Here is a 22,919-nt window from a genome sequence, read left to right as displayed (position 1 = left end):
GGCAAGACTGGCGCGACCGTTCGTCTGTTGGCTATCGGGACACGGTGAGGGGGAGGGACACCGTGAGCAGGCCCACTGTCCCGCGCGCCCGGTTCTCGACGCTGAACTCACGCAGCACCTTGATGCGCGCCGAGATCGGCGTTTTGCCGATCTCGAAATTATACGCGATCGTTCCGCCGAGTGCCGTGGTCCGTCCCTTGTAGGCGCCGAGCTGGGCGCCGGCGCCGCTGTCACCCGTGACCTGCTGGTAGTGGTAGCCGATGATGCCGGCCGAGAGCGCGCTGGTGATAGCCTTCGACGCGGCCCATTCGACGTGAAACTCGGTTCCCGTCCGGTAGTCCGTCGCGTGATTGGTGCCGTTGAGGGTCACGCCGACCGCCGTGGAGAGGTCAATGCCCGTTTCCGGATCGAACCAGGTCAGGGCGCCGGAGAGATCGCTCGCCCAGCGATGAAAGGCGAGGTTGGCGAGCTGCCCGTTGCGATAGTCGCCGACAGGGACATTGACGAGGGCCGTCGTGCTCCAGTGGAACTTGCCGGAATGCCATCCCAATGTGGCGGAGAGGACGGGATCGCCGACGATGGTCGCCTTGTCGCGGAGCGAGCGTCCGATGATCGTGTTCGTGCGCGGCGAATCGAGCTCGACGCCAGCCGAGACCGCGACACGCCCGACGGGCAGGACGGCACCCAGCGCGAGATTGCCGCCAAGAGCCTCCCAGGGCGTCACCCAGGTTCCATTCAGGAAGTCGGCACGCGCCTGGCTGCGCACATTGGCGATGACCCTGCCGCCCGCCGGAAGCGATCTCCGGGCATCGAGCTTCGCGTCGTAGGAATAGGTGTCGCTTTCGAAATAGAACCCGGGCGGAGGCAGATATCCCGCCATCGGCCCGCGACCGCCGAGGAGATAGAAACCCGTGCCGTTCTCTGCTGCCTGCGCCGCATGGGGCGCCAGGCCCCAGCAGGCTGCTGCACCGACCGCGACAAGGGCGCGCGCCGTCCTCAACCCAAGCGCTGTGCGCCTGGCCCCGCCTCGAAGCATAGTCCCGTCGCCCCTCTAAGAGCGGCAATGCCGCTTCGCCAGCCGAATCAATGACGCGACGTTAAGGGGTTTCCCGGCGCGATTGATATGCAGGGCACGACCTCATGACGGGTTTTGCTCTCCTTAAGGCACCGTGCTGAGATGAAGGTGCCGCATGAGCCGGTGTGGATGTGTCCGTGACGATGACAGCCGCGCCCATCATGGCTTGGCATGCATGCGAAGCCTGAATGGCGTCCAACCGCGAGGGGTAATCGGGCGTGGGGAAGGCGTATCCGAGCGCGCGGCGGTCTCTCGTCTTGTGACAAGCGCGTCGGCGCGGACAGGTGGCGTAGACGAATGTCGCTCGAGGCTCGTCTGGTCCGCAGTTGCAGCTGGACGCCGGCCGTAATCCTGGTGGTCGCGGATGTGTTGCTGAAGATGGCGTCACGGTGCAGCCGCGCGCGACCTTGCAAAGGTCGGCGGGCGCCCGGATCATCATGTCGTCATACCCCTCTTGGTAGTGAGGGGATGTGCCTTGCAATCGACTTTCTCGGAACCGCCATAAGAAAGGCGGTAAGCCGTAAGTCTTTACAAAACCTACCTCTTCGACGCCGAAGCGCTAAAGAGTGGTGCCCAGGAGAGGATTGCGCTTTTGCAACCAGATTTTGTTGAAACTAAAGGGAAATTCGGCGCGGTCAAGTGGGTTTGTTACACGGTTGGGGCTCACGGCCGGAGGCCCCATTGTGCCGAGATTGCATCCACGTCACTATTGGCACGTGGAGGGTGGAAGACTAATGCCGCAGCAGGAAAAGCTATCGTACTCCGAGTTTGCGAAGCACCTTCTAGTGCAACTCGCAATTAGCACGGAGGGAGACACAACGCGCTTCGCCACTGCCGCAACTGTAGCTAGACTAGTACCGGGTATCTACTCGCGGAGTTGGCCCCTAGAGGCCGCGAAGGAGCTGGCTGACGAAGGACTTCTACGGATCAACGCGCTGCTTGGCGATGGAACCTCCGTCACGATCACCGGGAGGGGGCTAAGGGCGGCCGAGGAGTATGCGGCGGAACTGCACTACGATGAAATTCATGAGGAGATTGAGCAGGCCCAGCAGGCGACCAATCCCGCGCCCCCGGCCGTTATTCAGCTCGACCGTTCCGCCGACGCTTTCAAAGCCCTTGATGCAGAGATGGGGCGAGTGATTGCCGAACTCCGCGGTAGCAATTCCTTGAGCGCCGATACTCCCCGTGAGGCATCGCAGCGTGTCGCGGAACTTGAAGCCGGCCGAAAGCTGCTAGACGCTGAGCAGATCGATAGGGGCTTGGCCGAGCGTCTCCTTCTGGCGCCCCTGCGTTGGGCAGCCTCAAAGGCATCCGAAGAGGTCTTGAAGAAGGGCGTGGGGCTAGCTCTCAACGCGGTGGCTAGTTTCTTCGGCTTTAAGCTTTGAGCGGGGCATCGCTTTTCCGCTGGGTTAAAATTTAGAGTGACGTCGAGGCAAGCTCTTGGCCTAATCTCATAGTCATCGTAAGGCATTCCGAATGGAGCATTGGGCGCCCGTTATTCAAACTATTCTGTGGGTTGGGCTTATCGGCGTAATTGGCTGGAAGTACCACGGGCACATTGAGCGGCTACTTACTTCTCTGCAAAAGCGCATTGACTCCGGGGGCGGGTTGAAGATCGGCCCAGTCTCCTTGGACGAACTGAAGCCGCAGACTGAAGAAGCTCAGCGACAAGCTGTCCAAAACGAGGTTGCGGTAGCGGCCTCAGAGCAGTCTGCGCTAGAGGCTCCGCAGCAACCAGGGGCCGAGCGGGTAGAGATGCCGCCAGAGCCTGAGCCTGCCTCGTCCCTGCGGCAATCTCCAACAGGCGTTGCGGAGCGAGCCTTGCTTATGGAGGACTTGGCGCTTCGTGCTCTCCAGCTTGAGTATGGAGCGGCCATCACACGTCAGATATCGATAGCAAACGTTCTTGTTGACGGCTTTGCGATGATTAACGGCTCGCCGCATCTGTTCGAGGTCAAGTACTCACGGCTTAGAGGGAGCCGACCAGACAGATTGGAACGCGCTGCGTATCGCCTGAAAGGACTTGTAAGCCAGATGAATTGGCACAGAGCCGTGATCATAATCTGTCAAGTGTATGAGAGTGACTTTACTAGTCCTCGGCTAGGGCAAGGTCAGGACCCGCATCTCACCGGCTCCGATTCAGTGACGGTGCGGTTTCGATCTTTTCGTAGCTCAGAGTTATTGAAGCGCTTCGCCGAGCCATCAGCATAAGATAGGGGTCACACACGCGAGAGGCCACCCACGGGACGACGGATCAGAGTTTTCTCACTTCGCGAGGACCGGCCCAAGGCTCCGCTTTGAGCGCTGCACCACGGCTAGACCCCCTCGCTCTCTTCGGGTCGCCGTCTGTGGCCCCCTCTGAGAACCGCCCCCGCAGGAAGCCCCGAGACGCCGCAGCGTCCGCATCGAGCGCCATCGTGGCCAAGTTCCTGGATCAGCATGCGGATGGCCTCCCGAGGATCGCCGCTGGCCTCCTGGAGCACGGCCGTCAATCTCCGCGTCTGAGACCTAAAGCCCACCACCCTGCGCAGCCTCCTCTTTGCGAGCGACGCTCATTGGCCCGACGCCTCCGCCATGAATGCCTCAAGGCCTCCCGGCAGTTCGCCATAACGCCCGAGCACAACGGCCGGCTGAAAGTCCCCCGAGCGGGGGTCTCCCGTCCGCGAAAAGGCGATGGTGCGGGGGTATGTATGGCGAGCCCTCGGGCGCGGCTTTGGGCCTGCCACGCGTTTAGCGCCTCCACGCCTTCGCCGGGGCAGAGGTCGCCGTCTTCTGTTCAGCCGGACCAACCAACCATGCGGATGTGCTCCGCCTCCGCGTGCAGTGCGGTAGGCGCTAAGCCGGCAGCGGGAGGGCAATCGCGGATGAAGCTACGGCTTCCCTTAGATTCCCATCCTCTGAGAATGCGGAGGGGCCACTCTCCTCCATCGCTCGCGACGCACGCCGGATCGTGATCTAGGACCCATCGCGCCGCCGCATAAGGCGATGGAAACCGGCCAAGCAGCTTGTTGTTGAAGTAAAGTTCGACGCTTCCCATTCCGACACCTCCTTGGATGGCTCCAAGGGGGCGGGCGGCGAACGTCCATGAGAATGCTCGGCGTCAGCCAAAGCGCGAACCAGCGCACCTTGGAGACGGGCATAACCCATGAGAGACCTTTGGCGAGCAGTATGTGGCTCGGCCTCAGTGCGCAGCTAACAGGCTGATTGTGGCGGAACTTTGCGTTAGCTTGAGACCTCTTCTGGGGTGACTCACGCGAGAGACCACCCACGAGGCGACGGATGTGAGTTTCCCCCATGTGGGGTCGACATTCCTAGAGCGTCCGCGACTGGCACCCTTCTCAACCGATGCCGTGAGGAACCTGGAGCCTGCCCGCTGTTGGCGCTGTGTCGGCTCGACCTACACCTCCGTTTCCTGCCGGCCGGGCAGTCGGGGCGTGAGCCTGGAGGCCTCAGGAAGGCACACAGAAGCCCGCGCGGAGCCGCCCCACTAGGGCTGTAGCCGGAAGGGCCAGAAGCGGCTCACGAGTCTCCTAGCGTCTCCTAGCGCATTGATTCATCGCGTGAATCGTTCGGCCTTGATCGGTTCATTTTTGTCATTGGACGGCCCACCCTGCATCGCTGAACATCACGGCGTTCCGGCGGCAGGGTACTCGCAATGCATGTCGCGGGAGAAAGCACCGGCTGTCGGGAAGGTCTTTTTGCCGTGGTTGCCGCCGCCTGACGCCGTGAGAAGCGCCTCGTGCCCCAACCGGCACGGGGCGTTTTGCTGCGTGAGAGAACGCTCAAGGCCCGAATAGCGCTGGGAGAGCCTCCAGCATCCCCACGAGGGCCTTCTAGACCCCGCCCTGCTCAAGTCGGGCTTCCATAAGGATGGTTCCTACTCCCTCAATCACCATCTTGCTGCATTGGTCTGTGCCCGCAGCATCCGACCTGCAAGCCCCGACCATGAGGAGAGCTGTGGGGAGGAGGGAGGGATAGCCGAACCCCACCACCTCATGCACCTCGACCCCAAGCCGCATCATCACGGGCACCGCGACCACGAGCGCTCCGACAGCAAAGACCCCATCCACCAGGAGGAGCACCATCGACCTCACCATGCTCGAAGCCCTCGGCATCATCGTCGCCTTCTGGCTATGAAGTAGGCCTCCGCCCGATGCTCATCCTCCTCGTGTGAGCACTCTGCGACCTCTAGACGCCCCGAAGTACCCAAGGGGTCCGCCATGTAAGTGGCATGCCCAACGTGGGAGCGGCGAGCTTTCCCCCCGGTGGGGGCCTCGCGTGGGCCAGTGGTCTAACCGCGCAGCGCCTTCCCCCTAGGCCGTTCACCTCGCGCTGCGCCACCGTGCGCCGGTGCAGGCTTGCTTGACCGCGACCACCTTGTGATTTACATCCGTGTCAACGACCGTAGACTGAGATGTAATAGGAGGCGAGCGTGGCAGACGGCGACTACGTGGCATACTACCGGGTCTCAACTGCGCGGCAGGGAGCTTCCGGTCTCGGGCTTGAGGCACAGCATGCAGCCGTCGAAGCCTACCTAAATGGTGGGGCTTGGCGCATCCTCGGGGAGTTCACGGAAGTCGAGAGTGGCCGCAAGTCAGAGCGCCCCGAGCTTCACAAGGCGTTGCACAAAGCCCGGCTTCACCGCGTCCCGCTCATCGTAGCCAAGGTGGACCGCCTCACTCGGTCCAAAGGGTTCTTGGAGCGCCTCCTGGAAAGCGGCGTCGACGTTCGCTTCTGCGATATTCCCAAGATCGAAGGGGCGACGGGCCGCTTCCTCCTCCAGCAGATGGCGGCGGTGGCAGAATTAGAAGCCGGTCTCATATCAACGCGCACCAAGGCCGCCCTCGCTGCCGCCAAGGAGCGGCGCAAGAAGAAGGAGCTTCCCCCGCTTGGAGGCAACCGAGGCGTCAAGCTAACACAGGCAGCACAGGAGGCAGGCAGGGCCGCACAGACGGCTAGGGCCACCGCTCGCAACCACGACCTCGCGCCGGTCATTGAGGAGCTGCGCACGGCCGGCATCACCTCGTTAGCTGGGCTTGCCGAGGCCCTGACCAGCCGAGGCATTCCCACCGCCCGCGGTAAGGCGCAGTGGGCTCCGGTGCAGGTCGCGCGGGTGCTTGAGCGGCTGGAGGCAGGACGGAGGCTGAATGGGTCTGGTAGGCGAATAACGGCTCGCCGCCTAACGAGTTGCCTCACTCACTCTGAACTGCTCTAGCGACTGGGCGCCCCACGGCCCGCACATCGGGGCGGTCTCTATCCCAGTGTTAACGCAGTAGGACAGTTTGCCGGTGAGCGTATCAAGCCGCCAAGCTCCCGTCGCTTCTACGGCAACCTGATATCGACCCGGTAAGCGGTCGGCGACGGTGTGGAGGGCCAATCCTGTCGCGATCCCGGCTAAAATAACGCCTGCAAGCCATTGCTGGACGGTCATCAGGCCCTCGCCGTGCATGCGGGCGGCCGTCTGCGCCGCCTGAGCGTTATCATTACAGCGTATCTCGCCGCACGCTGCCACTCCAGAACGCGTGGAGACAGACCGAATTTGCAGCCCCTTGAAAACTGACGAAGGGTAGCGCATGTTTGAAGCGGGTCACCGACATAGCGCACGCGATCCAGTCCATTCCGGGCAAGCGCACCTCCCAAACTTCGACCGTTGCCGCCGTAGAGTACGGTGAGCTGTTGAGATTGGGGCCGACATCCTCAGCCGCAATCCGCCACCGAGCACGGCGCGACGCTGGGTTTGATCCGGAACCGTGCAGTCCGCTCATCTGCCTCCTCAGTCTTAACGGGCCATCGAGCCTTCGGACTTTCAGGCATCCAATGAATTCAAATGAGACAGGCAATCCGCAGCCGATTATCGCGTGGGCCTATGGAGCGGCACGACCAGTTTCCAGCGGAAGAACCGGCCCGTCGGCTAGTGGCTGGACGTGGCACTTAGGCGACCAACCGGCTGAAACTGCGGAAACTATCGTAAAGGTGAGCGCAAAGGCAGATAGGAACCCCTGGCCCGCCGGCATTATGGCAGTCAAAGGAGTTGTTGAGTGCGTGAACCTGAATAGTTACGTCACGCTGTATCTAAAAGATGAAGCGCTCATACTAGGAATAAAATGCGGCTTCATTCGCACGAGCGGAAAGCTATACGAAAATCCAGAACTCTGGCAGCCGTTGATGATGCTGATCAAAGAAAAAAGAATAACGATCAATCCCCTTCCAGCCGCCAAGGACGACGCCATAATGCGAAGCTTGGCCGTGAAAGTGTCTTCGGCAGCGGCAGCGAAACTTGCTGAAATGGGTAGCGTGGAGGCGATCAAGAACTCTCACGGTCCCAGAAAGCAGCCGAAGGGAGTGTTTCCCCCTCTCAAGGCCAGCGGCGAAGAGGGCGACTCCTGATGGCTTCAAAGCAACACGAGAGTCTCGCGATGCGCATTCGCTCCGTGCCGCATCGTGCCACCTGCGCTATCCCCGGTTGCGGTCGACCGACAATGGCAGCGGCGGGGACTGGCCTCGCGGATTGCCACTGTCAGTATCACGTCCAGCGCCGGGCTCGGTACGGCTCCCATTGGGCCGCCCCGCTTAAAGCCACCGACCTCAAGCCATACCTCAAGGCCGCCCACCGCTGGATAGCCGAGCACCGCAACGACATCGCCGTGACCTACCCGCTCATTGGCTTGCAAGGCCTCATGGACGGCGCAGGGCAGGTCGAGAGAGCGCAAGACATCAAGCGCCTACCTGCCGCCAAGCGGGCCAGGGTTGCCTTCGCACGGCTGCGGGAGGCTGGCGTCAAGCCGGAGCGGCTTCTGGCAATCCATATGGCAGTTGCGGCCCTGATCGAGGACGACCGCGACAGCCACAATGTGCCGGAGTTCCGATTGGTGCAGACCGCCAAGGCAGTCCATCGGTTAGCGTCGGGCACTCACAGCAGGTGGGAGGTTGCCCTGCCGAACGGCACGACCGCACCCCTCGCCATCCACAATTACCCGCGATCTTCCGGGCAGGTGCTTCGGGTAATGGGGCGGGAGCTGGACGAAATCTGCCGAGGCGTGATGCAAGATGCGCTGGATACGGTTCGGCGCTTGCGGGTGGAGATGTTCGGCCCGCATCCCTCGCAGCGGCCTGACTGGCTCCCGCGCCATACACGGGTTCGGCTTGGGCTGGAGAAGTGAGCGCCACCAAACAACCGAGCGACCCGATGTGCCAGCCCCGGTCAGCACATGTTGAGAGGCGCGGCGCAGTGCAACCTCAGGCGGACGGGAGGGGCGGGCGCTCAGCTCCTCCCCGGTTGGTTGCCGTCCAGTTCGATCCTCAGCGCCGGGCCGCGAGCCGTGACTTGTTGCGCACCCTCAAGGGCCTTGCCGTCCACCTGGAGACCACCGAAGCTCGGCTTGGCCTCAGGCAGCGTAGCCGGAAACCCGACGACCGCGCGAAGTTCCATATCGCCATCGAGGCCTTTGCCTGCAACCTTGCGGCCCTGGCTCTGACGCGCTCCCCGCTCCCCTTGGCCGTCCCCCGCCGCAGCGGCGTGATGTGGTCTGCCACGCGCTACCGCCCCGAGGTCTACGGGCAGCACTTCCTCGACGCCCTGGACCTGATGACACATCCCGAGGTCGGATTGGCGAAGATCATCACACGTGGCTTTCGGCTGGAGGATGGCCGCAGGCGGCAGACCACGATCCGGCCAACGCAGGCCCTCCTCGACGCCATTGACTTTGTCACCATCGACTGGGGCGCCTTCGAACGGCAGGAGGACCCCGAAGTGCTGATCCTGCGCGGGCCAAAGGACCGCAAGACGGGACAGTCTAACGTGCTCGACTACAAAGATACGGCGACGACGCGAAAGCTGCGCAAGCAGGTGCAGACCATCAATCGCTACCTCACCGCCGCGCCTCTCTTTCTATTACCCGCTTCAAGCCCCACGCCCTCGGAAACGCTTCCTGCCGATCCGACCCGCCGCACGGTGAGGCGCATCTTCAACAACGGCTTGTGGACCGAAGGCGGCCGGCTGTTTGACGGGTTCTGGGAGATAATGCCCCGACAGGAACGCTTCGAGCGGCTGCGCATCGGGACGGCTGGATGCCCCGAAGGTGAGCCAATCGCCAATGTGGACTTCGGGCAGCTCTTCGCGTCGCTGGCCTACCGCCAATGCGATCTGCTGACACCCGAAGGCGACCTCTACGCCATCTGGGGTGACGGCTCCCACCGCGACGGCTTCAAGCGGCTGCTCAATGCCCTGCTCTTCGCGCGGGGTCCGCTCACGCGGTGGCCGCAGGATACATCATCTTGCTTTCCGAAAGGGACGAAGCTCCAGGCCGTACTTGCCGACATTCGCCACCATCATGCTCCCATCGCGCATCTCTTCGGCACCGGCATCGGGTTCTCGCTCATGGCAATCGAGAGCGCCATCCTGATAGACGCGCTGCTCCGGCTCTTTGCCTCAGGGGTCACGGCGCTGCCGCTTCATGACAGCGTGCTCGTGGCTCAGTCGAATGAGGAGGCCGCACGGGAGGCAATGCAGGCGTCGCACGCTACCTACGCCAGGTCCTGCGCGAAGCTGCGCATCGATAAAGTCTAGCAATTACAATTGGTTGATGCCTTACGCCTCCCCTATAGGGCATTAGGGGGGGCTTGAGGTAGCTGCCGCGTGGTGCCCCTCGAAGGATCAAGGGCGGCGATGAGGCGGAGGAGTGACCAACCATCTCCACCATTGCCTGAGAACCAGCTTTGGGACCTCTTCGCGCTGCATGACGCCATCAAGACCAAGCGCTCCCAAGGCGCTGCCGAGTTGAGAACATCGCGGTGGAGCCTTCGCGGGCTTTACCCCTTTTCGCTGCTTGGTCCTGGGGGTCTGGCCCGCGTCTCGGCCTCACCGCATCGACCCTAGCCGTAATCGGGAGATTCTGCTTTGACTGTCGCCATGTCGCGCCCTCGTAAGGAAACCCTATGAGCAGGACCCCAGCCCGTGCCACGCAGGCGGATATCGCCCGAGCCGTCCGCGCCGTCTTGCAGTGCGGGGCGTCAGGCACCATCGAGATAGCCAAGGACGGAACGATCCGCGTGATCGTCGGGCAGACCACTGAGAAACCCGTCGAGCCGGAGCGGGACCTTGTGTTTTGAGGGGTCTCATCGCCGCGCCCTCCTCCACCGATCAAAGCACCACGCACCCGCCACCATGGCCAGCGCTGCGAATGCCCACGGCGAGTTGATGTGTGGCGTGATAGTCAGCAGGTCTAACAATCCAATTGCGCGGCCCATAAGCCAGCCCTCCGCTCGAATCTCGATGTCGAGCATGAAGGTCGCGCGAGAGCGTCACCCCCGCACCGCACAGCTTTTTCTTGCCCGCCTGCGGTCAGGTTACGGGGAGGCAGCCCCGGTCAAATGTGTCACCACTGCCCCGAGCCGCTGGCCAAGGCTCCGAGGAATTGCTCCAGGTTCAACAGCACGTAGCCGGCCCCGAGGAACCAGAGGTACTTCTGCCAGCCGGGCGTGGTGGAGGCCAATGCAACCTGAGAGGCCGCTCCCACGAGGATCAGCGCAGTGCCCCCGAGCATCGGCAGGACGACCAGCGAGGCGACGAAGTTAAGAAGGCTTTCAATCGGGTCAGCCCTCTAGCTTCACGCGGGGGAACTTCGTCATGGCCAGCGCCATCGCCCCTACCGTCACATCGCCGTAGTCATCCCCGGCCGTCCTCGCGGCGTGCCCTTGGATGGCATCCACCACGCGGCTGTCTATCCCGGCAGACCTCGCGACCGTCTTGAAGCGGTGCCGCCAGCCGTGGTTGGGCATGACGCGCACATCGGGCACCTGCACGCGGGCAAATTCGGCAAGGCGGTTCTTGAGACCCCGGAGCGGCCCCCGGACCTCGCCCTCCTTGCCAACCCGGAGGAACAGGTGCCCGGCCGGCGCATCCTTCACGAATTGCACGAAGCCCTCATCCACGAGATGCGGATGGAGCACCACGTCTCGCGCTTCGTCGGTCTTAACTGTGCCGGCCTCAGGCGTGATGTGGATGATCCAGTGCCCTGCCTCTTGGCGGAGGTCCTGCTTGCGTAGCTGCGCCATCTCCCCAACGCGGCCCCCCGTGTAGGCGCAGAGCCACGGCGCCCACCGCTTGGCGGCAGCAGTCTTTGGGGTCTCGTCGGAGTTCCGGTAGTTGCGGGCAGCGCGGAGGAGGGCGGCTGCCTCATCGTCGGTGAAACCCTTGGAGCGGAGCTTCTTGGGCTTGCCGAGCTTGATGGTGATGCCGGCTGCGGGATTGGACGCCATGCGACGGTTGCTGACAGCCCACCCAAAGACCGTCTTGAGACCGGCCAAGTCGCTATCCTTCACGGTCTTGGCTGAGATGGGTTTGCTGGTGCGAGGGTTGATGCTGGAGAGGCGGTGGTCTTTGAAACCAATGATACTTTCCGGCGTCAGCCGGGCCGCGTCATCGTGCCCAAGGTAGGCCACCAGCGCCGCCACCGTATTCCGGTAGCTCTCATAGGTGCTCGGCTTGCGGCCCGTCGCCTGTGCCTCCTTCCACCAGTCCTCCACCAGCCCCTTGAGCGAGGCCACGGCGGTGGGCGCAGGGGGCGGCTTTGGATGCTCCTCGGGCGGCACCCATTCGGGAAAGCGCTGCGACTTCGGGTCCGGCGAATAGTCGCCCTCGGCATTCCTGGCGCGGTTCTCAAAGGCGTCCCGCAAGGCCTGCACGAAGGCGGTAAGCAGCAGGACCCGCGAGTGGGGCTCCACCGCCGCGATACCGCGAGCCAGCAAGAGGCGGTTCACGATGGCACCCACTACGGGCTCCATCTCGCCGGGCTCCGGCTTGGCGTGCATAGCGGTGAGCTTCTCCGCGATGGAGTGGAAGCCTCCTGCCTCCTCCCCGGGTGAGGCCCCATGCTCCACCACCCAGTCCTCCCGGTCCTTGCCCTTGCGGCCGGGTTTGAGGGTGGCTGCCATGGGTCGTTCCCTCGGCCCCTCTGAGGCCCACGCCCGGTAAAGCTCCCCGGCCAGCGCATGGGCCTGCCTGTTGGTGAGGGCTATGGGCTTGGCGGCGCGAAGGCCCTGCCAGACTTCCTCAAGATGGGCAGCCACCCGGCCGTTGCGCACCTTGGCCTCGCTCGGGTCGCGGGTCCGGAGAGAAAACCGGATGGCTTTCATTGCGGGCGAAACAGTGAGGTGATGAAACTCCCCGTTGCCGAGCGGAATGGAGAGCTTGCGGCCAGCGGCACGAGGCAGCACATCGGCGGGAATGCGCTGGGTGAATTGACTGTGGGAGGAATCGCGGCGCTTCACTGAGCGAACGAGCCTGTAGAGCATTGTTGCACACCGTTGTTACACGGTCGCACAAACGCACCACTCTGCGAAGGCCTAAGTCCTTGAGGTTGGTAGTCCTCAAGGAAGAGTGGTGCCCAGGAGAGGACTCGAACCTCCACGCCCTTGCGAGCGCCAGCACCTGAAGCTGGTGCGTCTACCAATTCCGCCACCTGGGCAACGGCGGTTCGTTTACGGGGGCGGATGGAGGCTGTCAACGGGGATATCGAGCCGGCATGTTCCTATCTGTGGAATGTTCGCCTTCACAGCGCAGGTCCGATCCACTAGGACAGCGGCAAGTCCTCGGCGGAGCTTGAGCAATATGGCCACCCAGACCCCGTCCTCGCAGCTGATCACGGTTTTCGGCGGCTCCGGCTTCATTGGCCGCCATGTCGTGCGTGCATTGGTCAAGCGCGGATACCGCGTGCGCGTCGCAGTGCGCCGGCCCGATCTCGCCGGTTTCCTGCAGCCGCTCGGCACCGTCGGGCAGATCATGCCGGTGCAGGCGAATCTGCGCTATCCCGATTCGCTTGCAGCTGCGGTTCGTGGTGCTGACGCGGTAGTCAACCTTGTCGGCATCCTGCAGCAAGGCGGCCGGCAGAGCTTCTCGGCTGTTCAAGCCAATGGTGCTCGTGCCATCGCGCAGGCCTGCGCTGCCCAGGGCATCACCCGCCTGGTGCAGGTCTCCGCAATTGGCGCCGCGCGTGAATCACGTTCCGCCTATGGCCGCAGCAAGGCTGAGGGCGAGGCTGCGGTTCTGTCGCTGGTTCCCTCGGCCATCGTCCTGCGCCCCTCGATCGTCTTCGGGCCGGAGGATTCCTTCTTCAACCGCTTCGCTTCGCTGGCCCGGATGCTGCCTGTCCTGCCCCTGGTCGGCGGTGGCGAGACCAAGTTCCAGCCTGTCTTCGTCGGCGATGTCGCCGAGGCTGCGGCGCGCGCCATCGACGGGACGATCGCCGGAGGCCGAATCTACGAGCTTGGCGGGCCCGAGGTGAAGAGCTTCAAGGAATTGCTGACCTATGTTTGCGAGGTGACAGGCCGCAGGCGTGTGTTGGCACCGCTGCCGTTCCCGCTGGCGCGGCTCCAGGCGCGCATTCTGGAAATCGTCAATACCCTGTCGCTCGGCCTGTTGCCGGACGAACTGATGATGACGCGCGACCAGGTCACCCTGCTCGAGACCGATAATGTCGTCTCGAAGCAGGCAAAAGCGGAGGGGCGTTGCTTCGAGGGCATCGGAATCACCCCGACCTCGGTCGAGGCCGTGGTGCCTTCCTATCTCTGGCGTTTCCGCAAGACGGGCCAGTTCGACACAGCCCGCGTCGGCTAGATCACGCTGCGCTTGGACGAAATCGTCCAAACGCAGAAAACGTGATCGACTCTCATAGTTTAGAGCATGCTTGATGCGAAAAACCGTTGCCACGTTTTCGCAGCATGCTCTTGGCCAAGTTTCGCTCAGGGCACCAGCACGATCTTGCCGGTCGAGCGCCGGCTTTCGAGCGCTTCATGCGCGGCGGCTGCCTGCTCCAGGGGGAAGCGGCCGCCCGAAAGCACGGTGAGTTCGCCGCGCTCGGCCAGGCCAAATAGTGTGGCGAGGTCGGCTTTGACGCCCACAGGAGTCAACAGCGGCAGCAAGCTGAAGCCGGCAAGCGATTGATTGTTGAAGATCAGGTTCTGCAACTGGGCCATGCTCAGTCCAGGGTCCCGGGTGTTCAGCGCTCCGAAGAGGATGATGCGCCCAAGCGGAGCAAGCAGCTTCAGACTTGTCGCGGTGACGTCTCCGCCCGCCGATTCGTAGACGATGTCGGGCCCTGCGCCGCCTGTTGCGGCCTGGACCTGGGCGCCCCAATGCGGTTGCGTGTAGTTGACGCTCTCGTCGGCTCCGAGGTCCCGGGCCAGGGCGAGCTTGTCCTGAGAGCTTGCGGTGGCGATGATACGTTTTGCTCCTGCATGTTTGGCCGTCTGCACGAGCAGGCTGCCGACGCCGCCTGCTGCGGCAGTGATCAGCACGGTCTTGCCTGCAGGCTGTGCCTGGCGAACGAGGTGTTGCGCTGTCAGGCCCTGCACCATCAGGGCCGCGGCCGTCTCAAACGGAAGGGCCGGGGGGAGCGCAACGACGTGAGCCGCATCAACTGCGACATACTCGGCATAACCGCCTGAGAAGATGCCGGCCGCGAAGAGCGGGACGGCGACTCGATCGCCAAGCTGAAGGTCCGGAGCGCCTTCGCCGAGCGCCGCAATCGTGCCGGCGATCTCGACGCCGGGGATCATGGGTAGAACGGGCGTTGCGCCATAGCGATCCTGTCTCTGCAGCGTCTCGAAGAAATTGACCCCGGCTGCGCGGACGCGAATCAGGACCTCGCCGGGGCGGGGGATGGGCTTTGCGACTTCGGTGGGTACGAGCACATCGGGGCCGCCAAAGCGGTTGATCTGGATGGCTTTCATGAATGCCTCACGACAGTGAATGATCCTGCCGGGCGTTCTGGGCTATGATGCGGGCGAACGACGACACACCGATTTGTCTCTTGCAGACCGGAAGGTAACCATGACCGATCCGATGAAGCGCCTGCCTGTGCAGCCGGTCGAGCGCGCGCTGAAGGTGATTGCGGGACGCTGGAAGGCGATCATCCTCTACCAGCTCTTCGATCAGCCCAGGCGCCTCACGGAGTTGAAGGGCCTGGTGCCGCGCATCAGCCAGAAGGTCCTGATCCAGCAACTGCGCGAGATGGAGGAGCACGGGCTCGTCCATCGCGAGATTTTTCGCCAGGTGCCGCTGCGCGTCGATTATTCCGTGACCGCGCTCGGGCGCAGCCTGGAGCCGATCATTCGGTCCCTATGCGACTGGGGGCGCAAGCACGCGGCCGATCTGGACGATCTCGCCAGCCTGTCGGAATGCCGGCTTCCTCCGGCCGAACGAGCTGCTGCCGCCTGACTTCGCCTTCCCTTGCGGCGGTCCCAGGCGGTGCAGGCGAGCCGTCCCTGCCCGAGAGGCCGTCGCTTACAGCATGCTCGGCAGGACACGGTCCGGCGGCTTGTGACCGTCCATGAAGGTCTTGATGTTGACGATGACCTTCTCACCCATATCGGCGCGGCCTTCATGCGTCGCCGAACCCATATGGGGCAGCACGACGATCTTGTGACTGCGGGCCAGTTTGAGCAGGCGCGGATTCACGGCGGGCTCGTGCTCGAACACGTCGAGGCCGGCACCGGCAAGTTCGCCTGCTTCCAGCATGCGCGCGAGCGCCGTCTCGTCGACGATCTCGCCGCGCGCCGTGTTCACAAGGATGGCATCGGGCTTCATCAGCTTCAGGCGGCGGGCCGAGAGCAGGTGATAGGTCGCCGGTGTATGCGGGCAGTTGATCGAGACGATATCCATTCGCGCCAGCATCTGGTCGAGCGAATCCCAGTAGGTCGCGTCGAGCGCCTCCTCGATGCGCGCGTCGACGCGGCGGCGGTTGTGATAATGGATCGAGAGGCCGAAAGCCGCGGCCCGCTTCGCGACCGCCTGGCCGATCCGGCCCATGCCGACAATGCCGAGACGCTTGCCGGTGATGCGCCGGCCGAGCATCCAGGTCGGCGACCAGCCGCCCCATTCGTCGTCCGAGATGATGCGGGCGCCCTCCGCGATTCGTCGCGCGACGGCCAGGATGAGGGCGATCGTCATGTCGGCCGTGTCGTTCGTCAGCACGCCCGGCGTGTTGGTCACGGTGATGCCGCGCTGCACGGCGCTGGCGACATCGATATTGTCGACGCCGTTGCCGAAATTGGCGATCAGGCGCAGCTGATCGCCAGCCTGGGCGATAATCCCGGCATCGATCCGGTCGGTCACGGTCGGAACCAGCACATCGGCGGTCTTGACCGCCTCGACCAGAGCAGCCTGGCTCAGCGGGGTGTCGTCGATATTGAGACGGGCGTCGAACAATTCGCGCATGCGCGTTTCGACGACGGCCGGCAGCTTGCGGGTAACCACGACCAACGGCTTCTTCTTCGTCATTGACGACTCCTCTCCCGCAGCCCTGCGACAACGCCGCCGTTCCGCCTCAACCCGCCATTAACCAAGGCGTATCAGGAATGAGGGCGACGTGTTCACGCGCTGGTTCGTGTCTAGAAGGCGGCGCGTCGGATGACAACATGACCCTTCGCCGGTTGCCCGGACCATGGCGAAGCAGGACTATGACGAGGAGATGGTGCGGATGAGCGGTCTGATGATGCGGAGCCTGGTTTTGGCGGCGGCAATGCTCGCAAATCTCGGCTCAGGCTCGGCCGTTCTCGCCCAGGACATGACGGCCGGTTCCGTGACCGGGCTGCCGATCCCGCGCTATGTCAGCCTGAAGTCGGACCGGGTCAATCTGCGCGAAGGACCCTCCAAGGAGCATCGCACGAGCTGGGTGTTCCAGCGTGCTGGCCTGCCCGTCGAGATCACCGCCGAATTCGAGACCTGGCGCCGCGTGCGCGATGCCGACGGTTCGGAGGGCTGGGTACTGCACAGCCTGCTCTCGGGCCGGCGTACGGCCCTTGTCGCCCCCTGGTCGAAGGTCAAGGACGAGGTCTTCACGCTCCACGCGAGCGCCGATGCCGGATCGGCCGTCACCGCCCGCCTGCAGCCGGGCGTGATCGTCAATGTGGTGAACTGTGCCAATTCCTGGTGCCGGGTCGGCGTCGCCAAGATGAACGGCTATATCAAGCAGGAACGGCTCTGGGGGGTCTACCCGAACGAGAAGGTCGACTGACCCGGTTTAGCGTTACATCCTGGCGAGACGCATGATCGGCGTGCCGCCCGCATCCAGCAGGACAAGCTTGTCCTGCCGGTCGATGCGCCAGCTGCGAGCGGATTCCAGCGCTGCGAAGAATTTGCTTTCCTGGTTCATCGCCGCCAGCGTGCAGGCCATCCGCGTGGACGCAAGCGGGCCGAAGGAGATTTGAGGTCCGCTGAGCTTCGCGCTTCCGCTCATGCGGTTGCAGCCTCCCGTCCCGCTGACCTTGCCGTCGGCGGCGAGCTCCAGCACCGATTGCAGCCGATCTATCACGCCGCCGCCGCGAATGTCCTCGGCAAGCCAGCGCCCGACAGGCGTGGCCGGTCGTGGCGCTTCCGCCTGCTCGCGGGCGACATGTTCGACACGGATTGTCGTGCTGTTGCGCCCGCCGGCGAAGACGGTGTGGCGGGTCGTGTTGATGAACAGCAGGCGCTCACCATCGGTGATACGCGCTTGCAGCGCGTAGGTCCGGCGCGGCTCGATCTGCGCGCGGTCGAAACGCAGCGCATAACGGATCGGATTGCGGCGGGCCGGAAGGCGTGTCTCGGCAATCGTCTTGGCGGGCGCGTCGGCCAGCGAGACATCCAGCAGGCGGACCTCGACGGTTGCAGTCCGTGGAAGCGCGATGCGCTCGCGGAATAAGACTGTTCCGCGCAGTGTCATGGGGGCCGCCAGCGCGCCTCCGGCAGGCGTGACCAGCGCCAGGGCCATGAGGCCGGTCAGGCTGCGGCGGGAGATCAGGGCTTTGATCGGCTTAATGGTCACGCGTGAACTCCTCTCGACGCGACGGCGCCCGCGCGGAGGGCGCGGGTCATGGCGGTGCTGTGAGTGAAGGTTGGACGCCTTGCGTCAGCCGGCGATCTTGCGCAGGCGCACGACGACATCGACGCGAGCGATTTCGTAACCTGTCGGAGGCTCCGGCAGCGCAGCGACATCGACTGCCGAAGCCGGAATATCGATCACCGTATTCTCGCCATCGACCACGAAATGATGGTGGTCGCTATTATCTGTATCGAAAAAGGTCTTGGCGCCGTCGATCGCGAGTTCGCGCAGCAGGCCAGCCTCGGTGAACTGGTGCAGCGTATTGTAGACCGTCGCAAGCGAGACCGGCACGCGCGCCTTCATCGCTTCCTCATAGAGCATCTCGGCGCTGACATGCCGGTCGCCCTTGGCGAAGAGCAGCCAACCGAGCGACACCCGCTGGCGTGTCGGGCGAAGCCCGACGCGGCGCAGCCGCTGGCGCACGTCATGGAACGGACAGCCCTGCCGCTCGCTCGATCCGTAGCCCTGGTTCTGGGAGATCAGATCGCTCATGCGCAGGCTCGGTCCTTCTGGTTCGCAATGATCGCTGTGCCGCGCTGATGCGGCGCCTAGTTTAGATGAGATGTAAGGCTTTGCTTTCGCGCTCGCAAGCTTCCGCCAGCCTCCTGACAGGATTCGGGTGCCTCGCCACGCATGATCGCGGTTGATGGTTCGGAGGCTGCCATGTCCGAGACCGCGCATCTCTGGCTCTTCTTTTGTCTGGTTTTCGGTATCGTCATCGTGCCGGGCATGGATATGACATTCGTTCTGGCGAACGCGCTTGCTGGCGGGCGCCGCTCCGGTCTCTATGCGACGGCGGGAGTGATCGCAGCCGGCATCTGTCATGTCGTGGTGGGTGTGCTTGGCGTCAGTGCCGTGCTTCGACTCGTGCCGATGGCCTTCGACGTCATGCTGCTGCTGGGCTCGGCTTATGTCGCCTGGATCGGCTCTGCGTTGCTGCGCAGCGGCGCATCCTTCGCGCCAGTCCTGGAGACGCGGCGTCGCAATGGCTGGATGGCGTTCCGGCAGGGAGCCCTGACCAACCTGCTGAATCCAAGAGCCTATCTCTTCATGCTGGCGGTCTTTCCGCAGTTCCTGAGGCCGGAGGCGGGTGAGATCTGGCTCCATGCTTCGATCCTGAGCCTGATCATCGCCGGGACGCAGTTTGCGGTCTATGGCTCGCTCGCGCTGGCTGCGGCAGGCAGCCGCACGGCGCTTGCAGGCAATTCCCAGGCAAGCATGCTCGTTGGTCGTGTGGTCGGTGCGCTGCTGGTTCTGGTGGCCGCCATGACGGCCTGGCAAGGCTGGCGCGGCCTGTGATTGCCGATCTTTGGGACGGAAGACCGGGCTTGCGCCCTTCCGTTTCGGCGTAAGCCCGTGTTACGCACGGCTCCGAGAGCACATCACCAGCGCCAATGCCGGGTAAGGCTTGGCCGAACGGTCGATACGGAGCGGGGCAGTATGGAGCGTCAGTCGTCTTTCAGCTACGAGGAGATCCTCAGCTGCGGTCGCGGGGAACTTTTCGGACCTGGTAACGCGCAGCTGCCGCTGCCGCCGATGCTGATGTTCGACCGCATCACCGAGATCGCCGAGAACGGTGGTCCTCATGGCAAGGGCTTCGTGCGCGCCGAATTCGATGTCAGGCCGGACCTCTGGTTCTTCGATTGCCATTTCAAGGGCGATCCCGTGATGCCGGGCTGCCTCGGGCTCGATGCGCTCTGGCAGCTCACCGGCTTCTTCCTCGGCTGGCTCGGACTGCCGGGCCGGGGCAGGGCGCTCGGCGTCGGTGAGGTGAAGTTCGCCGACCAGGTCCTGCCCAGCGTCAAGCAGGTCGTCTATGGTGTCGAATTCAAGCGCGTCTTCAAGTCCAAGCTGGTGCTCGGCATTGCCGATGGCTGGCTGGAGGCCGATGGCAAGCGAATCTATACGGTCTCGGATATGCGCGTTGGCCTGTTCAAGCCTGAGGGCGCCTGAGTAAAACAGCGCGCCGGCCTTGCGCTCGCCGTCTGAGCGGTCCATCTGCGCGTGACTGAGAAGATTGACCGAACCTCCGCGAGGCCCGGTCCGTGACGAGAAAGCCGGAGAAACGAGCATGAGACGCGTTGTGGTCACCGGGATGGGCATTGTCTCGTCCATCGGCAACAATACGCAGGAAGTGCTGTCCTCGCTGCACGAGGCCAAATCCGGCATCGCCTTCATGCCCGAATTTGCTGAGCATGGCTTCCGCAGCCGTGTCGGCGGCGCGCCGACGCTCGACGCCGCCAGCGTGGTCGACCGTCGCGCGATGCGCTTCCATGGCGGCGGCTCGGCCTGGAACCATGTCGCCATGGAACAGGCGATCGCGGATGCGGGCCTCGAAGCCGGCGAGATCAGCCATGAGCGGACCGGCATCGTCATGGGCTCGGGCGGCCCCTCGACCCGCGCCCTGATCGACGCCTACGACAAGGCCCGCGAAAGCGGATCGTCCAAGAAGGTCGGCCCGTTTGCTGTGCCCAAGGGCATGTCCTCGACCGCGTCGGCGACGCTTGCGACCTGGTTCAAGATCAAGGGCGTGAACTATTCGATCTCCTCGGCCTGTGCGACGTCGAACCACTGCATCGGCAATGCCTATGAGCTGATCCAGTGGGGCAAGCAGGATGTGATCTTCGCGGGTGGCTGCGAGGAACTGGACTGGACGCTCTCCGTCCTGTTCGACGGCATGGGCGCCATGTCGACCGATTTCAACGAAACGCCGTCACGGGCGTCGCGCGCCTATGACGTCAGGCGCGATGGCTTCGTCATCGCCGGCGGTGCCGGCGTCGTCGTGCTCGAGGAACTGGAACACGCCAAGGCGCGCGGTGCGCGCATCTATGGCGAGATCGTCGGCTATGGCGCGACCTCGGACGGTTACGACATGGTCGCCCCCTCCGGCGAGGGCGCGGTCCGCTGCATGAGGATGGCCCTGCAGGGCGTGAAAGCCAAGGTCGACTACATCAACCCCCATGGCACCTCGACCCCCGTTGGCGATGCCAAGGAGATCGAGGCGATCCGCGAGGTCTTTGGCGCCGGCGAGAAGAGCCCGCCGATCTCGGCGACAAAGTCGCTGACCGGCCATTCGCTGGGTGCGACCGGCGTTCAGGAGGCGATCTACTCGCTCCTGATGCTCAATAACGATTTCATTTGCGAGAGCGCCCATATCGAGGAACTCGATCCCGCCTTTGCCGACATGCCGATCGTGCGCAAGCGCATCGACAATGCCGGCCTTGGTTGCGTGCTCTCGAATTCCTTCGGCTTCGGCGGAACGAATGCGACCATCGTGATGAAGCGGCTGGAGGTCTGAGCCTGCATGCTGTTCATGGTCATCGAGCATTTCGACCAGGCGCGGGTGAAGGACATCTATCGTCGCTTCCACGAGCGTGGCCGCATGATGCCCGATGGCCTGTGCTATGTGGACAGCTGGATCCAGGCAGATCTGGCTCGTTGCTTCCAGGTCATGGAATGCGACGATGTCGCGGTGCTGCAGGAGTGGGTGCTGGAATGGAGCGATCTCGCGCGCTTCGAGATCGTGCCGCTGGCATCGTCCAAGGCGACGGCCGCGGCCATCGCCAAACATCTGTAGCAAGAGCCAATCCGACCCGCCTGATCCAGTCCCTACCCTGCTTAAGTACCCTTCCAAGACCCGAATAGAGTCATCCCATGCTCCCCTTGATGCATAACAAGCGCGGCCTCGTCATGGGCGTCGCCAACCAGAATTCCATCGCCTGGGGCATTGCACGTACCCTCCACGCCCATGGCGCCGAGATGGCCTTCACCTATCAGGGCGAAGCGCTCGGCAAGCGCGTGAAGCCGCTGGCGGAGAGCATCGGATCGAAGCTGGTCCTGCCCTGCGATGTCGAGGATATCGCAAGCGTCGATGGAGCCTTTGCTGCGATCGATGAGGCCTGGGGCGGCGATCCCGAGCGCAACACACTGGATTTCATCGTTCACGCCATCGGTTTTTCCGACAAGAGCGAGCTCAAGGGCCTCTATGCCGACACCAGCCGCGAGAATTTCTCGCGCACCATGGTGATCTCCTGCTTTTCCTTCACGGAGGCTGCCAAGCGCGCCGCCGAGCGCATGCCCAGAGGCGGCAGCATGATCACGCTGACCTATGGTGGATCGACGCGCGTGATGCCGAACTACAATGTCATGGGTGTCGCCAAGGCGGCGCTCGAGGCGAGCATGCGCTATCTCGCCGCGGATTTCGGTCCGCGCGGCATCCGCGTCAACGCGCTTTCGCCCGGGCCAGTGCGCACGCTCGCCGGCGCCGGCATCTCGGATGCGCGCGCCATGTATTCATGGCAGCGGGCCAATTCGCCTTTGCGCAAGTCGGTGACGCTCGAGGAGATCGGTGGCTCGGCGTTGTACTACCTCTCGGATCTGTCCGGCGGCGTGACCGGTGACGTTCATCATGTCGATGCCGGCTATCACGTCACCTCGATGCCGGTGCTCGAAGGCCTGCGCGCGGCTGATGGCGGTAACGGCGAGTAGCTCAAGCGGATTTGGCCTTCATCATCGGCCCGGCTCGGATTATCTTCGAGCGGCGGAACCCGAGGGGCGTCCGGCGGTTCCGCTTGTGATCCTCGGAGGACGACCATGGTCATGGTGAAGTACGAGATCGTCCAGCACGATGGCGGCTGGGCCTACAAGGTCGGCGGTGCACTGTCCGAGACCTTTCGGTCGCATGATGCCGCACTCAAGGCGGCCAACAAGGCCGCTGCCCGCCAGAAGCGGCCTGGCGTCACCGACGGTATCGTCTACCAGGACGCCCGGGGTGACTGGCACGAGGAACTCGCTCAGGGCAGCCCCATACCTGGATCGTCGACAAGCCGTGACGCAGGTCTGCCATTCCATCAGCGCCGCGTCGCTGCCCCCGCGATCCCCCTGAAAGCGTCCGGATCAAAGCGGCCCCGAGCGCGGGATCGCGTTTCGATGCCGGCTGCAATGCACCGGCAATGCGCACGGCGACCTTGAGCCCGAGCCGCCGG

General features: G+C 63.7%; 21 protein-coding genes, 1 tRNA gene and 1 pseudogene. 15 read left to right on the top strand and 8 right to left on the bottom strand.

The genetic code is table 11. From position 1 onward, the window contains the following. Nucleotides 1–31 precede the first annotated feature (31 nt). On the bottom strand, nt 32–1,000 hold the full coding sequence (locus FG93_RS03145; RefSeq protein WP_043231540.1) for a transporter: 969 nt from the start codon (nt 998–1,000) through the stop codon (nt 32–34). A gap of 809 nt (nt 1,001–1,809) precedes the next feature. Between FG93_RS03145 and FG93_RS03140 the strand changes: the two genes are divergently transcribed. The 6 genes from FG93_RS03140 (at nt 1,810) to FG93_RS33205 (ending at nt 10,183) form a co-directional block, all read left to right on the top strand. Next, the gene (locus FG93_RS03140; RefSeq protein ID WP_043231537.1) at nt 1,810–2,460 is read left to right on the top strand and encodes a hypothetical protein; all 651 of its coding nucleotides are present in this window, start codon (nt 1,810–1,812) and stop codon (nt 2,458–2,460) included. Nucleotides 2,461–5,507: 3,047 nt separating this feature from the next. Further along, nucleotides 5,508–6,290, top strand: a complete 783-nt coding sequence (locus FG93_RS03125; protein ID WP_081881265.1) for a recombinase family protein — start codon at nt 5,508–5,510, stop codon at nt 6,288–6,290. 827 nt (nt 6,291–7,117) lie between these two features. Further along, complete coding sequence (locus FG93_RS03120; RefSeq protein WP_152579272.1) at nt 7,118–7,462, top strand: hypothetical protein; 345 nt, start codon at nt 7,118–7,120, stop codon at nt 7,460–7,462. A gap of 29 nt (nt 7,463–7,491) precedes the next feature. Next, on the top strand, nt 7,492–8,235 hold the full coding sequence (locus FG93_RS33475) for a hypothetical protein (RefSeq protein ID WP_244448474.1): 744 nt from the start codon (nt 7,492–7,494) through the stop codon (nt 8,233–8,235). Nucleotides 8,236–8,399: 164 nt separating this feature from the next. Beyond that, nucleotides 8,400–9,641 carry a hypothetical protein gene (locus FG93_RS03110; protein ID WP_052513295.1) on the top strand — a complete coding sequence of 414 codons (1,242 nt, stop codon included), beginning with the start codon at nt 8,400–8,402 and terminating at the stop codon, nt 9,639–9,641. A gap of 368 nt (nt 9,642–10,009) precedes the next feature. Further along, nucleotides 10,010–10,183, top strand: coding sequence for a hypothetical protein (locus FG93_RS33205; RefSeq protein WP_162835440.1), 174 nt, complete (start codon nt 10,010–10,012; stop codon nt 10,181–10,183). A gap of 266 nt (nt 10,184–10,449) precedes the next feature. Here FG93_RS33205 and FG93_RS32780 read toward each other — a convergent pair whose 3' ends face one another. The 3 genes from FG93_RS32780 to FG93_RS03100 form a co-directional block, all read right to left on the bottom strand. Then, a complete protein-coding gene (locus FG93_RS32780) occupies nt 10,450–10,617 on the bottom strand; it encodes a hypothetical protein (RefSeq protein WP_161783760.1) in 168 nt (55 codons plus the stop codon). 49 nt (nt 10,618–10,666) lie between these two features. Further along, nucleotides 10,667–12,367 (bottom strand): tyrosine-type recombinase/integrase, encoded by a 1,701-nt coding sequence (locus tag FG93_RS03105; RefSeq protein ID WP_052513294.1) that lies wholly within the window; start codon nt 12,365–12,367, stop codon nt 10,667–10,669. 86 nt (nt 12,368–12,453) lie between these two features. Then, nucleotides 12,454–12,540: transfer RNA gene (locus FG93_RS03100), tRNA-Leu, on the bottom strand. A gap of 143 nt (nt 12,541–12,683) precedes the next feature. On the opposite strand from FG93_RS03100, the gene FG93_RS03095 reads away from it, so the two are divergent. Next, a complete protein-coding gene (locus tag FG93_RS03095) occupies nt 12,684–13,688 on the top strand; it encodes a complex I NDUFA9 subunit family protein (RefSeq protein ID WP_052513336.1) in 1,005 nt (334 codons plus the stop codon). 125 nt (nt 13,689–13,813) lie between these two features. Here FG93_RS03095 and FG93_RS03090 read toward each other — a convergent pair whose 3' ends face one another. Further along, on the bottom strand, nt 13,814–14,803 hold the full coding sequence (locus FG93_RS03090; RefSeq protein WP_043231531.1) for a zinc-binding dehydrogenase: 990 nt from the start codon (nt 14,801–14,803) through the stop codon (nt 13,814–13,816). 100 nt (nt 14,804–14,903) lie between these two features. Here FG93_RS03090 and FG93_RS03085 point away from each other — a divergent pair, with 100 nt between their 5' ends. Then, complete coding sequence (locus FG93_RS03085) at nt 14,904–15,290, top strand: helix-turn-helix domain-containing protein (RefSeq protein WP_043231917.1); 387 nt, start codon at nt 14,904–14,906, stop codon at nt 15,288–15,290. Between the two features lie 66 nt (nt 15,291–15,356). Here the strand turns inward: FG93_RS03085 and FG93_RS03080 are convergent, their stop codons facing one another. Next, on the bottom strand, nt 15,357–16,352 hold the full coding sequence (locus FG93_RS03080; RefSeq protein WP_043231528.1) for a D-glycerate dehydrogenase: 996 nt from the start codon (nt 16,350–16,352) through the stop codon (nt 15,357–15,359). A 241-nt stretch (nt 16,353–16,593) separates the two neighbouring features. Between FG93_RS03080 and FG93_RS03075 the strand changes: the two genes are divergently transcribed. Further along, on the top strand, nt 16,594–17,088 hold the full coding sequence (locus FG93_RS03075; RefSeq protein ID WP_141740334.1) for an SH3 domain-containing protein: 495 nt from the start codon (nt 16,594–16,596) through the stop codon (nt 17,086–17,088). 12 nt (nt 17,089–17,100) lie between these two features. Here FG93_RS03075 and FG93_RS03070 read toward each other — a convergent pair whose 3' ends face one another. Together FG93_RS03070 and irrA are read right to left on the bottom strand one after the other, a co-directional pair. Beyond that, nucleotides 17,101–17,877, bottom strand: coding sequence for a YbaY family lipoprotein (locus tag FG93_RS03070; RefSeq protein WP_052513293.1), 777 nt, complete (start codon nt 17,875–17,877; stop codon nt 17,101–17,103). Between the two features lie 84 nt (nt 17,878–17,961). After that, nucleotides 17,962–18,426 (bottom strand): iron response transcriptional regulator IrrA, encoded by a 465-nt coding sequence (gene irrA / locus FG93_RS03065; RefSeq protein ID WP_043231526.1) that lies wholly within the window; start codon nt 18,424–18,426, stop codon nt 17,962–17,964. Nucleotides 18,427–18,597: 171 nt separating this feature from the next. Between irrA and FG93_RS03060 the strand changes: the two genes are divergently transcribed. From FG93_RS03060 to FG93_RS33470, 6 genes and pseudogenes are all read left to right on the top strand, one after another. Then, entirely contained in the window at nt 18,598–19,233 is a 636-nt protein-coding gene (locus tag FG93_RS03060; RefSeq protein ID WP_043231910.1) for a LysE family translocator, read from the top strand. Between the two features lie 141 nt (nt 19,234–19,374). Next, nucleotides 19,375–19,887, top strand: a complete 513-nt coding sequence (fabA, locus tag FG93_RS03055; protein WP_043231524.1) for a 3-hydroxyacyl-[acyl-carrier-protein] dehydratase FabA — start codon at nt 19,375–19,377, stop codon at nt 19,885–19,887. Nucleotides 19,888–20,005: 118 nt separating this feature from the next. Beyond that, a complete protein-coding gene (gene fabB / locus FG93_RS03050) occupies nt 20,006–21,232 on the top strand; it encodes a beta-ketoacyl-ACP synthase I (RefSeq protein WP_043231907.1) in 1,227 nt (408 codons plus the stop codon). Between the two features lie 6 nt (nt 21,233–21,238). Continuing rightward, nucleotides 21,239–21,511: a DUF3303 domain-containing protein gene (locus tag FG93_RS03045; protein WP_043231522.1), complete on the top strand. Its 273-nt coding sequence runs from the start codon at nt 21,239–21,241 to the stop codon at nt 21,509–21,511. A gap of 77 nt (nt 21,512–21,588) precedes the next feature. Further along, nucleotides 21,589–22,422, top strand: coding sequence for an enoyl-ACP reductase FabI (gene fabI / locus FG93_RS03040; RefSeq protein ID WP_043231520.1), 834 nt, complete (start codon nt 21,589–21,591; stop codon nt 22,420–22,422). A gap of 105 nt (nt 22,423–22,527) precedes the next feature. Next, nucleotides 22,528–22,734: pseudogene (locus FG93_RS33470) on the top strand (DUF2188 domain-containing protein); the annotation flags it as partial. Between the last annotated feature and the right edge of the window lie 185 nt (nt 22,735–22,919).

Source organism: Allobosea sp. LC85 (assembly GCF_000735605.1).
GTDB lineage: Bacteria > Pseudomonadota > Alphaproteobacteria > Rhizobiales > Beijerinckiaceae > Allobosea.
This window is presented reverse-complemented; position numbering and strand designations above follow the sequence as displayed.